Here is a 14,385-nt window from a genome sequence, read left to right on the forward strand (position 1 = left end):
GAAAGGCGGGATTGCGCCCTTGTAGTCTTGACCATCAATGACGATCAAGCCCGTGTGGCGATGAAAAAAGACTTGCGCCCGCTTCAGGGCGCCCGGGCCGGCAACAGTTTCAAGGTGCCATGGGTATTGGCCGTCACTTCTTCCTCGGCCAGGTGCGCCTGGTGATACAGCCCCTCTATGTACGCCTCGGCCTGGTCCTCGTAATGCTTGTCGAACGGCACGCCGCTCTGGCCGACGGGGTTGATGGTGACGCTGTGGGTCGGGTCGGCGAAGTCGATGATGCGCCGCGTCGAAGGCCCGTAGGTCACCGGCCAGGGCGCCGGACCGATTTTGGCGGAGAGGTTGTTGGGCACCTCGTGGGTACCCGGTGCGGCGAACGGGCCGACGTTGAAGATCCGGTCCAGCGGCTTTTGCAGGCCCAGCGGGTGGCCGTGGGTCAGGGTGTGGGCCTTGCCCCATTGCCATTGCGTGGCATCGTCGCCGAAGGTGACCTTCAGGTGCGCCAGGCTCTTGTCCCAGGCCTTTTTCACGGTATCGGCACGGGTCTCCGGGCCAAGGGTTGTGCGGTCATCCCACCACGGTGAATCCTTTGAAGCCGCCAGGCGTGGAAGGGCTGCGTCGATCACCCGGGTCGACAGCGCGGTTTCGAAGAGGCCATCGCCCAGTTCATCGTGCAGGGCCGTGTCGGCCAGATTGAACAGGAACTGGTTGAACAGCGTGGCACTGGTGGATTCCAGGGGGTAATCGCCCGGCCATTGAGCCAGTTGTTCCACCCATTTTTGTTCCTGTGGGTCGCTGACCACTTCACGCAGCACCGGCAGCAAAGGCGCGAGCAGGCGAGGGCCGTAGGCGGTGGTGGTGCCCAGTTGCAGTTTCTGGGTGGTTTCGATGTCCCACTTCGCCTGCTTGTCGCTGAGTTGGTGGTTGAGTTGCTGGCCGCGGTCGGCGAGGTTGTAGTAACCCGGGATCTCGATGCCGCTGGCCGGCACCGGCTGGAAATTGGCCGAGACGATGTAGCCCCGCGCCGGGTTCTCTTCCTGCGGGTTGCTGGTGAACGGATAGAAGCCTTCCTTTTCCGCCTCCGGGCTGCTGCCATCGAGAATAAAGCCGGGCTTCACGCCGGCCGGCCGCTTGGGCAGTTGCGCGGCGGCCCACCAGCCGATGTCCCCCTTGGCGTTGGCCCACACTACGTTCAGCCCCGGTGCGTGGATCTTGGCCGAAGCGCCACGGGCCTTGGCGAGGGTGTCCGCGCGGTTGAGTTGGTAAAAAGCCTCGAGGATCGGGTTGCGGCTTTCCAGGAACCCCCACCACATGGCGACCGGGGTCTTGCCGGCATTCGCGCCGAGGGCGTCGTTGACGATCGGACCGTGGGGCGACTGGCGCAGCACCAGCGTCACTGGCGCCTGGCCCTTGACCGCGATCTGCTGTTCGCTGCGGGTCATGTCCACCCATTTGTCGCGATACCAGACCTGTTCGGGATTGTCCGGGTTGACCTTCTCGGCGATCAGGTCCAGGTCGTCGTTCTGGAACATGGTGATGCTCCAGCCAAAATCCCGGTTCATGCCCAGCGTCGCGAAGGGCAGCAGCGCCTGGTACTGCCCGTAGAGTTCGAACCCCGGGGCAGACAAGTGCGCCTCGTACCACACCGAAGGTGTGGAAAAACGGATGTGCGGGTCACCCGCCAGCAACGGCTTGCCGCTGTGGGTGCGGCTGCCGGAAACCGCCCAGGCATTGCTGCCCTCGAACTGCGGCAGGCCGTTATCAGCCAGGGCCTGCTCGCTCAGGCGGGCCAGGGCATTGAGGTCTTTCCAGTCGGCGGCCGCCAGCGGCAGGCCGCCCTTGCGACCTTCGGCCAGCACGCCCTGAGGCTGCCAGTCGAGGTCGAAAATGTTCAGGTAGTTGGCACCCAGCACATCGCGCACGTAGGTCAGCAGGGGTTCGGTGCGAAAGGCCGCGGCGAAGCTGTAGGCCATGTAGCCGGTAATGCTCACGGTGTCTTCGGCGGTGAAGGGGCGCTTGGGAATGCCCAGCACATCGAATTCCACGGGGCGGGTGTGGCTGTCCTGATAGGCGTTGATGCCGTCCAGATAGGCTTGCATGGCGATCCAGGCCGGGGATTGCGGGTCTTGCTCGGTCACGTAGGCCGCGGCACGCTCGCGGATCCGCAGGCTGCGCATCAGCTTGTCGGTGTCGAGCAGTTTCGGCCCCAGCACCTCGGCCAGTTCACCACGGGCGAGGCGGCGCATGATCTCCATCTGGAACAGCCGATCCTGGGCATGGACGTAACCGAGGGCGCGGTACAGGTCGGTTTCGTTCTCGGCACGGATATGCGGCACACCGCGCTCGTCGTAGCGCACCGTCACCGAGCCATGCAGCCCTTGCAGCTGCACCGTGCCCTGGCGGGTGGGCTGCTTGCTGTAGAGGTAGCCGCCCGCGACGATGATCGCGGTGACGATCAATGACAGGAAGGCGATGAGGGTGCGTTTCATGGTGATTCCTTATTCTGGTGACAGCGGCTCCATGGTCCCGCTGTTGATTCCCTGTTTAGCATATGGCTGCTTCCCGGTGCATCGTCCGTCGGAGGGATTTTCTCCAAGTCGCTTCGCGGGCGGGAGTATAGGCGGTGGACGATCTCGGGCAGTGGCTGGGCTTTGGAGGCCGGCGCCTTGAATCGGAAGGCTATCGTCGATCGGCACGGCAATCACGTCGGCCGTCGTCGAAGCGCAAAGGGATATGAGTCGGCGTGTGTCGCGAGGGCCGGCCACAGGAGGTTCCTGCGACCGGCGTAGGAGGGCGTTTCAACCGGTGATCGTCAAGCCATCGAACGATGGCCCGGCGGTTTCGTCAGCTTGGCCGGGTAGTGGGTGCAGGTTCGTTGGACGGTCCGCCCTGGGGCCGCGCTTCGCCGCGTTCCGCCAGCTCCATATTGTCGCCAGCGCCAGGGTCTTTAGGCCTCGTGGCCAAGCTCTGAATCCACTCGGCTCCTACGTTGAGCCCCGCGACAGTGGCTTGCGTAGCCAGCTGGCTAGCGCCGCGAGCGGCGGTATAGAGGTTCTCGCCAGCGCGTCTCACACCTGGGGGTTGGGTATGGGGCAGGCTGTCCCGGTTTGGATTGGTGATGTTCTGCCACGGTACGTTTGCGCGTGCGGTCAGGTCGTCCTTGCCGTCGTTCAGCGCTTTGTTTTCCAGCGGTGCCGCCACGCTGTTGGCGAAGAACGGAAGCAGCGTCAGGCCCGAGGAGAAGAAGGTCGTGATGATCTGCTGCATTTTTTCCAGCGTCTCGGCATCTTCCCCTACCGCGGCGGCGTCTCCCACTGCGGTACGCATGGTAATACCTGCGCTTACGCCAACGATCCGGTTGGCATAGTCACTGATATTGGTCATGTTGGTCGGTAGCACTTTGCTTGATTCGGCCAGCGCCTTGGGCAGCAGCTCCTTCCATTCGCGTGTTTCGTTTTTGACCCGATAGGTTGGAATCTTCTCGTCACCGTGGGTTTGAGAGTATTTGGCCACTGCCTGGCCGCCGGCCATGAAGGCGCCACCGACGGCGGAGGCGAGGCTGCGAGCGCCGATGCCCGAGGCACTCACGCTCGTGAACTGATTCAGGGTCTCTCGTACCGCGTGAGCCGCGCCGAAAGCCAGGTAACCGGTGAAGTCGCCGCTGATGGTGCCAAAGTTATTGGCATTCTGTTTAAGCAGGAAACCGGTGCGCTTGTCTTCCTGCGTCTTGTCGATGGCCGCGCGTTGAGGATTAGCGACCCGACGTCCACCCACCGTAATGTCCTGCAGGGCCTTGGGGTATACCGACAGCGGATCAACCTTCTCCAGGCCACTGCCGATGGTTTTGTCGACGATGGTCTGGATTATGGGACGGGCGCTGTCGCTGACCACCTTATGGGCTGCACCCAGGACCGCCGATGTTCCTGCAGCATGTCCGGCGAGGTGCGTACCCGCCAGCTTCTCGTCGATCGCCGCGGTGGCGGCACCGAAGTGAGCCGAGGAAGCGAGGCCCTGCGGGATGCCTGCGTCGGCAAATACCGCCAGGCCCGTCAGGAATCCACTGTGGGTCTTGAGGTCAGCGACATAGTCCTGGCGTCCGACGTTCTTCAGCGCGGTGTCCAAAGTGTCGTTTTTCTTCGTCGCCTTTGCCAGTTCGCTAGGGCTGTTGTCTTCCTGTTCCTGGAAATCGTCAAACTCCTCCTGAACCGTGATCAGTTGGTTCAGTTCAGCAGTCGCCTGGTCTCGTTCGGGCTGGGAAAGGCTCTGATTGGTCATTGCACTGCGCGCATGCTCGATTCGGCTTTCCATGAAGGTATTCAAGCGCGTGGGCATGTCTTGCGTCATAGCTTGCATGATGCCTTTGGCATAACCGCGGAAGGCTTCATGGCTGTTTTGCAGAGGCGCAAGGTCCTTCTCTTCCGTGGTGCTATCGATGACTTCCTGGCACAACGAATGATAGGCGCCAAGGGTATTACCCATGCGCTCGCAGTGTTTGTCCCAGACGGCTTTGAAACCGCCGTCCTCTTTCCTGGCGTCCTCGTTCTTGCCCAGGTACTCGTTGAAGTCCTTGACGAATGCTTCGGTTTCTTCGTGGCCCGACAGCATCGGGTGAGGCGTGCCGCCGAGTTCGGTCAGGTGCTTCTGTACGTCTTGATAGCTTGTGCCTGGCGCGAAGTCCAAGACTGTACCTTCCAGGCTCATATGCGCTCGTGCGTAGCCAATGGGGTCGCTGTTGGGGTTTATGTCACTGAGGTTTCTGAGCTGTCCCGTCAGGCGATGTTGCCTGGTCTTGAGCGTTTGCTGGGTCTGCTCGGTCGGTTTTCCTTCGAAGTGATAAGGCACCAGGGGATTCGTGGAGGGCCGAACCTGCCCCGAGAGGCTGGTTCCCACCGGCGTGATCTGATCGTCCTGTTGCTGACGCAACGCCGCCGCGCTGGTGCTTCGTCCTACCGATAAATCTTGCATGTCGTGCTCTCCTAGATTGACAGGGCACTGTTGAGCCCGGTGCTGCGGGGGGTGGGTTTGTGCTGGGTGGTCTTGGCGGTGCCGTTTGGGCTGGCGCCGTCGAAGAAGTAGCCCTCTCGCCAAATCAACGCCATGTCGGCGGCACCGCCCATCAGCCCGAGCAGGCGCTCGGCCGTGAGGGTTTCCAGGGGGACGTGGCCGATCAGGATCACCTGTTCGCTGTCGCGGTTGTAGGACAGGGAAGGGCAGAACGCGCCGCTCAGCAGGTACAGGTTGGTTTCCAGCAGCCGTTGCAGGACCGCTTCCCGATTCGCCACCGGCAATGGCCCGAAGCTGCAGTAGATAAAGACGTCTCCCTCACCCACGCCAGGGGTGTGCTTCAGGGAAAAGTCCACATCCTTGACCGACAGGTTCGCCTGCTCGTAGAACGCTGACGGGGTAGGAATCATTGTGAGTTCGCAGAGCTGATCGATCAGCTTGCAATAGGTGGGTGACGCCATGAGTGACCTCGCATTGTCATCCAGGCGCCGACGAGCGCCTGCTGCCCATGGTGAGTGACACCTGCGGCATTTCGGTTCCAACTGCACGCCGCTGCCGTCCGATGGCGATGATCGAGGTGATCGGCGTGGAACCGCTGTCCGGTGATCTGCCACCCAATGGCGCCACCTCATTCAAGGTTGACCGCCCATGCCCCGATCACTTGCACCTTTGCCGGCCCTTCGATTCGTCCCTAAAGGGTTGTCCATGCTGGCCATGGGGACCTTGCTGTATGGCTGCCAGCACCTCGAACCGCAGTTGACCATCGGCGATCCGTTCGCCAACGAGCCTTACCGCTCGCAACTGCGCTGGCTTGAACCGGCGCCTACGGACACGATCATCCAGATCAGCGAGTCATCCCCGCAAAACGGTGGCGGCAGCCTGTGGACGCGCATGCGCCAGGGTTTTTCCTTGCAGGCCAAGACCCAGGGTGTGGCGCGCATCGATGAGCAGCGCCGCTGGCTGATGGATCGCCCGGCTTTTCTCACCCAGACCGGGCGCGCCGGCAGCCGTTACTTGCACTTCATCGTGGGTGAACTGAACAAGCGCAACATGCCGCTGGAACTGGCGCTGTTGCCAGCCATCGAGAGCGGGTTCAATCCGAACGCCCAATCGCCTGCCCAGGCCCTGGGCCTCTGGCAATTCATTCCCGCCACGGGGCGCCGTTATCAATTGCAGCAGCGGGGGGACTATGACGAGCGCCGGGACATTCCGTCATCGACGCGGGCCGCCCTGGATTATTTGTCCTACCTGCACGATTACTTCGACGGCGACTGGCTGCTGGCGCTGGCCGCCTACAACGCCGGGGAGGGGCGCGTACGCGACGCGATCACGCGCAATCGCGCCCGCGGCCTGGCGACCAACTATTGGAACCTGTCGTTGCCCGGCGAGACCCAGAACTATGTGCCGCGGCTGCTGGCGCTGTCGCAGTTGGTGAATACGCCCGCCGACTATGGCGTGAGCCTGGCGCCCATCGCCGACCAGCCGTATTTCCAGATGGTCGCCTTGGCGCAGCCCGTGGACCTGGCGCACCTGGCACAGTTGTCCGGTGTTCATGAGCGAGAGTTGCGCATGCTCAACCCTGCTGTGCGTGGCCGGGCCAGGGGACGCTTGCTGATGCCCCTGGATGCGTCGCACAGGTTGCTGGCCCAGCCGGACATGATCGCCAAGGCCGCGCTGCCCCGCGTGGCCGGTAGCGAAGAACAAGTGGTTGCCTCACCCGATACCGATACCGATACGGTCGAGCCGCAGGTGGCGGAGGTGGTAGTGCCGCCAGGGGTGTGAGCCGGTTGCTTCCAGAAGCGGAACGCGGAGCGTCCCTGGCGGCACTCCCACGCGGAGCGTGAGGAACGATCTTCCACAACTCCCTACAACCTGATCTTTCGCTTAAGTGAATAGCATTGAGCTGATCATCCAGGGCCTACAGGCAGCCCATCGCGACATTGGCCAGGCTGCGTGCGCGTGGGTCCATCAAGACGTAGGAACCAATGGTGTTGCAGGCGAAGCCGAACGCCACGCCGCGTTCAGGGTCGGCGAAGCCGATGGTGCCACCGGCGCCCATGTGGCCGAACGCCTCGTTACCCATGCCATAACTGCCGTTCGCCACGTCCGGCTGGTTGAGCATGATGCCCAGGCCGAAACGTGTTGGGGTCTGGATGGTCGGGTCGTATTCGGCGCTGTGCTCGCGCAGCATTTCGTTGAGCAGCGGCGACTCCAGCAGTTGCCCGTCGAGCAGACCGGCGTAGAACGCCGCCAGGCTGCGGGCATTGCCGTGTCCGTTGGCCGCCGGTTGGGTCATGCGTTTCCAGCCCGCCTCGTTACTGCGCCCCAGCACCATGGGTGGGTTGGCGAAGGCCAGTGTGCTCATGGCGGTCGGCTCGTTGAGCACGTCCGTCAGTACCCGGCCAAACGCTTCGTCGTCGATCTCGTCTTTGGTCCGTGCCATGTAGGCGCAGCGCGCGATAGTCGCGTCGTCCAGGCCGAGGTGGAAGTCCAGCCCGAGCGGCACCGCCACTCGCTGGTGAATGCTTTGCGCCGGCGTCAGGCCATCCACCCGGCGAAGCAGTTCGCCGAGAATCCAGCCGAACAGCAAGGGTGAATAGGTCTGCTGTTCTCCGGCCGCGGCCCAGGGGGTTTCCTCGGCGATCAGGTCGGTCATGGTGTGCCAGTCGTAGAGGGTTTCCGGTGCCAGGGGCGTGCGCAGCGCCGGCAGTCCGGCGCGGTGGCAAAGCACCTGGCGCACCGTGATGGATGCTTTGCCGGCGTTGGCGAATTCGGGCCAGTAGTGGCAGACCGGCGCATCCAGGTCCAGGCGTCCTTCGCCGACCAGTTGCATGATCGCCACCGCCGTGAAGGGCTTGGTGCAGGAAAACAGATTGAGCAGCGTGTCGCGCTGCCAATGGCTGTCCGGCTCCGGCCCGGCAATGCCGGCCCACAGGTCGATAACGATTTCGCCGTCAATCTGGATGCAAAGGGCGGCGCCGCGTTCGAAGGGGCTTTGCATCAGCTGGATAAACGCCGCTTTGACCGGTTCGAAACGGGTGTCGCATTGGCCATGGATAGCAAGTGCACGCGTCATGTCAGCTCCACATACGGGTTGGTGTTTCCTTTGAGTGACCGTGGCCGTGCAAACGGTTCACCGACAGGTAGACCCCATGTGGGAGCGAGCTTGCTCGCGATAGCGGTACGTCAGCCAACATTGAAGTGACTGATACCCCGCCATCGCGGGCAAGCTCGCTCCCACGGGATCTTTTTTGGCGAGCCCTGCCACTCAGGAGCAATGATTGATGCCCCTGGAGAGTGTTCATGGCTTACGAACGTACCCTTGATTTGAATAGCGACGCGTTTCGCGGCGAGGCTTACCGGCATTATGCGGCGCTGCGCCAGGCGTCTCCGGTGTTCTTCAGCCAGGCCGAAGGGCAGCTACCGATGTGGTACGTCACCGGCGCTCGGGAAGTCGAGGAGGTGCTGCTGGACAACGAGCGCTTCGCCCGTGACCCGTCGCGGATCGATGCGCAGTTCGCTGCGATGCTCGGCGGCGAGCAATCCATCGCGTTTCTTAACGACCACATGCTCAACCGCGATGGCGACAGTCATCGCCGCTTGCGTCGCCTGGTCAACAAGGCGTTCACCTTGAAGGCGGTGAACGCCCTGCGGCCGCGTATCGAACAGATCGCCGAGACCTTGCTGGAGCCCGTGCGGTCGAGCGGGCAAATGGACGTGGTGGGCCAATATGCATTCCCCTTATCGATCACCGTCATCGCTGAGCTGCTCGGCGTCCCCGCACAAGATCGTGACGATTTCCGCCGTTGGTCCCACATGATCGTCCAGCAGGTGGGGCACGACCTGAGCGAGTTGCAGCGTTGCTACAACGAATTCGCGGGCTACATGCTCGCGCTGATCGACCAGCGTCGAGCACAGCCGGGCGATGACCTGGTTTCGGCGCTGGCGCAGGTCGAGGAAGAGGGCAGCATGCTCAGCCAAAGTGAGCTGTGCAGCATGATCGCGCTGCTGATCATCGCCGGGCACGAAACGTCGGCATCGATGATCGGCAATGCGGTGCACATGCTCGTGCAGCATCCGAAGGCGCTGGCGCGATTGCGTGACGAACCGGCATTGATGCCTGGCGCGGTCGAGGAGTTTCTGCGCTATGACTCCTCGGTGGAGCGGGCCATGGTTCGCTTCGTTACCCGGGACACCGAACTGGCGGGACAACGTTTGCTGCGTGGGCAACTGCTGATGGCGGTGGTGGGTTCGGCCAATCGTGACGAAGCGCTGTGTGCTAATCCTGACACGCTCGACATCACCCGCCCGGCCTGCCCGCACATGTCGTTCGGCAAAGGCACGCACTATTGCCTGGGCGCCTCGTTGGCCCGGCAGGAATTGGAAATTGCATTGAACACACTTCTTCGGTGCTGCCCTGGGCTGCAATTGGCGGTCGATCCCGGCGCGATACGCTGGCGCTATGTGCCCAACTTCAGGGGGCCGGAGGCGTTGCCGGTGTGTTGGTCGGTGGGCTGAGGTGTTCATGAAAAAGGGGCTGCTGCGCAGCCCTGCGGGAGCAAGCTCCCTCGCCACGGGTTTATCGATTGAACAGCAGGGGCTGTGAGGGCTGTGCAAAAAATGGCATCGGCTCGAATGAGCGCAGGCCCATGCCGAAAAAAAAGGCGGCTCGCCCGACTGTCCAGCCGGACGAGCCGTGGAGTTACGCCAGGCTGGCCTCCTCGTTTTGCGCCGGCGCTGAAAGGGTGGAGGATGCCGTGTCGCCTGGCGTCAGGTGCAGCCCATAGAGCACGACATCCGCCCGGTTATCAGCGAACCGGGCAATCCCTGGGAAGCGTCCCCATTGGGTCGCACCAAGCCCTTGTACGCCGCGTTTGCTGGCCTCGTTGTGCTCGATGATCCAGGCCACCAGCGTCTCGAAACCATACTGCCTGGCCAACACCACCGCGGCTTGGCCAAGGCGGATGCCGACGCCACTGCCAATGTGGTCGCCGCGTACGTAGATCGATACTTCACCGGTCAATCGGCAGGCCTGGGCGCCCCAACAGAAGCGGTTGACGATCAACCAGGCAACGACTTCGCCAGCGCGTTCGAGCACGTAGATCGGATCACCCTCCTTGACGAAACAGTCGACGAAAAACGTCATTTCCTTCAGGGAAAACGCTCTGAGCACGGGGGAGCTGGTACCTCCCAGAGCGCTTTCGTTGAAGATATCTGTCATCACCGGCAAGTCGTCGGGGGTGTAGCGGCGCACGCCACGTGGCAGGTCGGGCCGGCTGTTCAAGCGATTATTGGTCATGGCCGGGCTTCTCCATAGACGCTTCGTTTGAGTTGTTCACGCGCGCGAAACAACCTTGAGCGCACGGTGCCAATGGGGACGCCCAGACGTTCGGCGGCATCGCGGTAGCTGCTCTCGGTATCCACGGCGGTCCACAGGGTATCGCGCATGTCCTTGGACAGCGCGTCCATGGCTAACAGCGTACGGTCCAACAGCCGACGGTTGTCGCACAGTTCACTCAGGTCAATGTCGTCACTGGACTCGCTGAACTCGCTTTCATCGAACGTGCTCAGCGGCGGCTGTGCATAGAAGCGGCGGAAGTGGTTGCGGATCAGGTTCAGGGCGATGCCACACAACCAGGTGTCCTGCTTTGCCAGCCCTTTGAACTTCTGCTGGTTGCGCCAGGCTTCCAGGTACGTGAGCTGGATGATGTCATCGGCGTCGTCTTGATTGAGTACACGTTTTTGCACAAACAGACGCAGCTTGCGTTCCTCGCCGAAGCAGATGCCTGGCGCACCGGTGGGTGCCGGGGAGGTTTGCGGTGGGGCCATGAGATTCAGGCTGTTCATCAATAAATCCCTCTGGGTAGGTTCCATAGCGTCGATCCACATGTCGACGTTCCTCCCATCAGCAGGACCTGTGCCAAGCCCGTTTAACGAGTTATCTTGTTGATAAACAAGCATTTTTATCTAGTGCTTTTGCTCTATTTGTGCAAGGTCATGCACAGGCGTCCCAAGTCCCACTGCATGAAATTGCACCGAGCAAACGCTCGGGAAGAGGCCTGTGGCCAACCCACTGGAATCGGCCAGAAAAGGTCATCACCGTGATGGAACTGAATGCTGAATCGCCACCACCCACTGAGCGTCCGAAACCACGCTCACGGCCATCATGAAAGTAGAAGCCCCGACAAATGCGCATATTGCCGCCAACCTTGCCCAGGCCGTTTCGGCCGTCGTGGGCATAGGCACGCCTGTCGAGTCGTTCCAGGCCGTGCAGTCCAATTCGATGGAGGAGGTCGGCATGACCTTCAGCCATCACGTGGAGCGCAATACCAAGGCGCTGAGCCAGCGGCGCATCCGCAATGCTCGTAGCGAAGTGGGTCAGACGCGGGTCGAGACGCGTGAGCAATTGGAGGAGTGGTACGACCAACTTGGCCACCCAGGCAAGCAGAGCCTGGGGGCAATGGCCGCCCAGGCTGGTTTGTTGCTGTGTGGCGAGCCAGTGCTTGAAGAGGTGGTGCAGTCCACCGGTGGTGACCCGGCCCGTACCGACCTGATCCTGCAGCAAGCGTTGCGCGAGGCCGAAGTGCAAGGTCGTCTTGTCGAGGCCAAGCGTGCTCGCGACTACCTGCAGCTGTTGCGCGAGCGTTATGGCGCGCAGATCCAGGCGGGCATGAACATCGCCGAGGCCTTGCGCGCTGCGGGGGGCGATCCCGAACTGCGCCAGGCGGTACGGCGACTCTATTACGACACCGTGGTGCTCAAGCAGTCGTTGCCCACCATGATGCAGGCGTTGCTTGGCCTGTTCGGCGAGGCGGCGTTCGTGCCGGGGCTGGACATGATGCGCCGGGCACTGGCTGACGACATCGCTGCGCACACACCATCACGTCCTACCGCCTTGTTGCGCACGTTGTTGATCGGCCTGGCCGCCTCGACGCAACTGGGCAGTGTCCTGCACAGCTGCCGCGGTTTGCTCGAGCAACTGGCCTACAGTTGCCCGGCCAGCCAGCTCACGGCGGTGCTGTTGCTCCAGCGCATGCTGGGGTTTGTCAGCAGTGGCCTGTCGGCGGCGGAAGTACGGCGTATCGGGCGTGAATTGGGTGGAGAAGAGGAGCGGGACCAACTGGTCTCCCTGAATGGCCTGTACCCCTTGCTCAAGCGTTTGCCGCTGCCCCTCTGGCGCGATAGCAAAAGTCGCCAGACCGCGCTGAAGAACCTGTTGGTGCTGCTCGATGAGCGCTCCCGTGGCGAGCCCCGAAGCCAGACCGCTGCCCCGGTGATTGGAGCGCGCTCATGATCGCCCTGTTGAACAAAGTCGCCAACGAAGCGGTGCGGCGCATCGAGGTGGTCGGGGCGTTCGTGGTGCTCGGCATCGTGTTCATGCTGATCCTGCCCTTGCCGACCTCGGTGGTCGATGCGCTGATCGCGATCAACATCTGCATCTCCTGCCTGCTGATCGTGATCTCGCTGTACCTGCCGCGGCCGCTGGCATTTTCCTCATTTCCGGCGGTGCTGCTGCTGACCACGCTGTTCCGGTTGGCATTGTCGGTGGCGACCACCCGATTGATCCTGCTCCAGGGCGACGCCGGTCATATCGTCCAGGCGTTCGGTAATTTTGTGGTGGGAGGCAACCTGGCGGTTGGGTTGGTCATCTTCCTCATTCTGACGGTGGTCAACTTCCTGGTGATCACCAAGGGCTCGGAGCGGGTCGCCGAAGTGGCGGCGCGATTCACGCTGGACGCACTGCCGGGCAAGCAGATGTCCATCGACAGCGACCTGCGCGCCAACCTGATCGATGTCACTGAAGCTCGGCGGCGCCGCGAGGAGTTGAACAAGGAAAGCCAGCTGTTCGGTGCGATGGACGGGGCGATGAAATTCGTCAAGGGCGATGCCATCGCGGGCTTGGTGATCGTGGTGATCAACCTCATCGGCGGTTTTACGGTCGGCATGATGCAGCACGATATGGGCGCGTCCGAATCGATGCACTTGTATGCCGTATTGACCATCGGTGACGGTCTGATCGCGCAGATTCCGGCACTGCTGATTTCCCTCACTGCGGGCATGATCATCACCCGGGTGTCGCCGGAAGGGCAGCCAGCGGGCAGTAGCGTTGGCAAGGAAATCGCTCAGCAGTTGACCGCCGAACCCAAGGCCTGGGTGATCGCTTCGGTGGGGATGCTCGGTTTCGCGGCCTTGCCCGGCATGCCCACGCTGGTATTCATCGTCATCGCGTTGATCACCGGCACCGCCGGCATCGTTCAGCTGTACTCGCTCGCCCGGCAGGCACGCCAGGGCGACCAGCCAGCGGAGGTCGTGGCCCCGGCACAGAACGGCGCTGAAGACCTGCGCAGCTTCGACCCGACCCGCGCCTATCTTTTGCAGTTTTCCAAAGCCATGGAAGGCAACACGGCCGCCGAGGAAGTCATCCAGGCGATCCGCAAGAAGCGTAACGCGCTGGTGGCCGGCTTTGGCCTGACCTTGCCGCCCTTCGAGATCGAATACAGCGTGCTGCTGGAAGACGACGAGTTCCGCTTCTGTGTGCACGAGGTGCCGATGTTGCGGGCCACTTTCGGCGAACGTGTGGCCGTGGCGCGCGGACCGCTGCCGTTCGAACCGCGCGACGGGCTGGTCGGCGACGAGGTGCGTGACGAGCAGCAGTGGCTATGGCTGACGCCTGACGATCCGCTGCTGGCGGACGAACGCGTGGAGGCGGTGCCGGCTGCCGAGTTGCTGGTGGAGCGGATGAGCCGCGCCATGTTCGCCACGGGCCCGCAATTCTTGGGGCTTCAGGAAAGCAAGTCGATTCTCAGTTGGCTCGAAGCAGGTCAGCCAGAGCTGGTGCAGGAGCTGCAGCGGACCATGCCACTGGCGCGGTTTGCCGCCGTGCTCCAGCGCCTGGCCGGCGAAGGCGTCCCGCTGCGTGCAGTGCGCCTGATCGCCGAGTCGTTGATCGAGCATGGGCAGCATGAGCGTGACGTCGGTGCGCTGACCGACTACGCGCGCATCGCCCTGAAGTCGCAGATCTATCACCAGTACCGCGACGAAAACGGCCTGCACGTGTGGTTGTTGACGCCGGAAACCGAAGGCCTGCTGCGCGACGCGTTGCGCCAGACCCAGACGGAAACCTTCTTTGCCCTGGAAAGCCTGCATACCCGCGCCCTGGTGATGCAGTTGCGCGAAGGTTTCCCGTTGCGCGCCAAGCGCGTGGCCGTGCTGTTGGTGGCGCAAGACTTGCGGGCGCCGCTGCGCGATCTGTTGCGCGACGAGTTCAATCACGTGCCTGTACTCGCCTTCAGCGAGTTGCACAGCAACGCCCAGGTCACCGTGCTGGGGCGCTTTGACCTCGAGCAGGAAAAACTACGGATGGAGGATGCCGCGTGAGGG

Annotated in this window: 10 protein-coding genes; 4 read left to right on the top strand and 6 right to left on the bottom strand. The window is 62.6% G+C overall.

Going from position 1 to position 14,385, the window contains the following annotated elements; translation table 11 throughout:
• Nucleotides 1-83 precede the first annotated feature (83 nt).
• The 3 genes from KGA89_RS17165 to KGA89_RS17175 form a co-directional block, all read right to left on the bottom strand.
• A complete protein-coding gene (locus KGA89_RS17165; protein WP_223472099.1) occupies nt 84-2,489 on the bottom strand; it encodes a penicillin acylase family protein in 2,406 nt (801 codons plus the stop codon).
• 355 nt (nt 2,490-2,844) lie between these two features.
• Entirely contained in the window at nt 2,845-4,965 is a 2,121-nt protein-coding gene (locus KGA89_RS17170) for a type III effector (RefSeq protein ID WP_223472100.1), read from the bottom strand.
• Nucleotides 4,966-4,976: 11 nt separating this feature from the next.
• Entirely contained in the window at nt 4,977-5,465 is a 489-nt protein-coding gene (locus KGA89_RS17175) for a CesT family type III secretion system chaperone (RefSeq protein ID WP_223472101.1), read from the bottom strand.
• A gap of 187 nt (nt 5,466-5,652) precedes the next feature.
• Here KGA89_RS17175 and KGA89_RS17180 point away from each other — a divergent pair, with 187 nt between their 5' ends.
• Nucleotides 5,653-6,786: a transglycosylase SLT domain-containing protein gene (locus KGA89_RS17180; protein ID WP_223472102.1), complete on the top strand. Its 1,134-nt coding sequence runs from the start codon at nt 5,653-5,655 to the stop codon at nt 6,784-6,786.
• Between the two features lie 136 nt (nt 6,787-6,922).
• Here KGA89_RS17180 and KGA89_RS17185 read toward each other — a convergent pair whose 3' ends face one another.
• The gene (locus KGA89_RS17185) at nt 6,923-8,080 is read right to left on the bottom strand and encodes a serine hydrolase domain-containing protein (protein ID WP_223472103.1); all 1,158 of its coding nucleotides are present in this window, start codon (nt 8,078-8,080) and stop codon (nt 6,923-6,925) included.
• A gap of 227 nt (nt 8,081-8,307) precedes the next feature.
• Between KGA89_RS17185 and KGA89_RS17190 the strand changes: the two genes are divergently transcribed.
• A complete protein-coding gene (locus KGA89_RS17190) occupies nt 8,308-9,522 on the top strand; it encodes a cytochrome P450 family protein (protein ID WP_223472104.1) in 1,215 nt (404 codons plus the stop codon).
• 184 nt (nt 9,523-9,706) lie between these two features.
• Here KGA89_RS17190 and KGA89_RS17195 read toward each other — a convergent pair whose 3' ends face one another.
• Nucleotides 9,707-10,303, bottom strand: a complete 597-nt coding sequence (locus KGA89_RS17195) for a GNAT family N-acetyltransferase (protein ID WP_223472105.1) — start codon at nt 10,301-10,303, stop codon at nt 9,707-9,709.
• On the bottom strand, nt 10,300-10,851 hold the full coding sequence (locus KGA89_RS17200) for an RNA polymerase sigma factor (RefSeq protein WP_223472106.1): 552 nt from the start codon (nt 10,849-10,851) through the stop codon (nt 10,300-10,302). The genes KGA89_RS17195 and KGA89_RS17200 overlap by 4 nt, the downstream gene beginning before the upstream one ends.
• Nucleotides 10,852-11,170: 319 nt before the next feature.
• Between KGA89_RS17200 and KGA89_RS17205 the strand changes: the two genes are divergently transcribed.
• Nucleotides 11,171-12,298 carry a TyeA family type III secretion system gatekeeper subunit gene (locus KGA89_RS17205; RefSeq protein WP_223472107.1) on the top strand — a complete coding sequence of 376 codons (1,128 nt, stop codon included), beginning with the start codon at nt 11,171-11,173 and terminating at the stop codon, nt 12,296-12,298.
• Nucleotides 12,295-14,382 carry a type III secretion system export apparatus subunit SctV gene (gene sctV / locus KGA89_RS17210; RefSeq protein ID WP_223472108.1) on the top strand — a complete coding sequence of 696 codons (2,088 nt, stop codon included), beginning with the start codon at nt 12,295-12,297 and terminating at the stop codon, nt 14,380-14,382. Before KGA89_RS17205 ends, sctV begins: the two co-directional genes overlap by 4 nt.
• Nucleotides 14,383-14,385 lie beyond the last annotated feature (3 nt).

The sequence above is a fragment of the Pseudomonas sp. A-RE-22 genome, assembly GCF_019956035.1.
Classification (GTDB): Bacteria; Pseudomonadota; Gammaproteobacteria; order Pseudomonadales; family Pseudomonadaceae; genus Aquipseudomonas; species Aquipseudomonas brassicacearum.

Coding starts and splice junctions, on each gene's coding strand:
- KGA89_RS17165 (WP_223472099.1), bottom strand. CDS start 2,489: ATGAAACGCACCCTCATCGCCTTCCTGTCATTGATCGTCACCGCGATC.
- KGA89_RS17170 (WP_223472100.1), bottom strand. CDS start 4,965: ATGCAAGATTTATCGGTAGGACGAAGCACCAGCGCGGCGGCGTTGCGT.
- KGA89_RS17175 (WP_223472101.1), bottom strand. CDS start 5,465: ATGGCGTCACCCACCTATTGCAAGCTGATCGATCAGCTCTGCGAACTC.
- KGA89_RS17180 (WP_223472102.1), top strand. CDS start 5,653: ATGCCCCGATCACTTGCACCTTTGCCGGCCCTTCGATTCGTCCCTAAA.
- KGA89_RS17185 (WP_223472103.1), bottom strand. CDS start 8,080: ATGACGCGTGCACTTGCTATCCATGGCCAATGCGACACCCGTTTCGAA.
- KGA89_RS17190 (WP_223472104.1), top strand. CDS start 8,308: ATGGCTTACGAACGTACCCTTGATTTGAATAGCGACGCGTTTCGCGGC.
- KGA89_RS17195 (WP_223472105.1), bottom strand. CDS start 10,303: ATGACCAATAATCGCTTGAACAGCCGGCCCGACCTGCCACGTGGCGTG.
- KGA89_RS17200 (WP_223472106.1), bottom strand. CDS start 10,851: ATGAACAGCCTGAATCTCATGGCCCCACCGCAAACCTCCCCGGCACCC.
- KGA89_RS17205 (WP_223472107.1), top strand. CDS start 11,171: ATGAAAGTAGAAGCCCCGACAAATGCGCATATTGCCGCCAACCTTGCC.
- sctV (WP_223472108.1), top strand. CDS start 12,295: ATGATCGCCCTGTTGAACAAAGTCGCCAACGAAGCGGTGCGGCGCATC.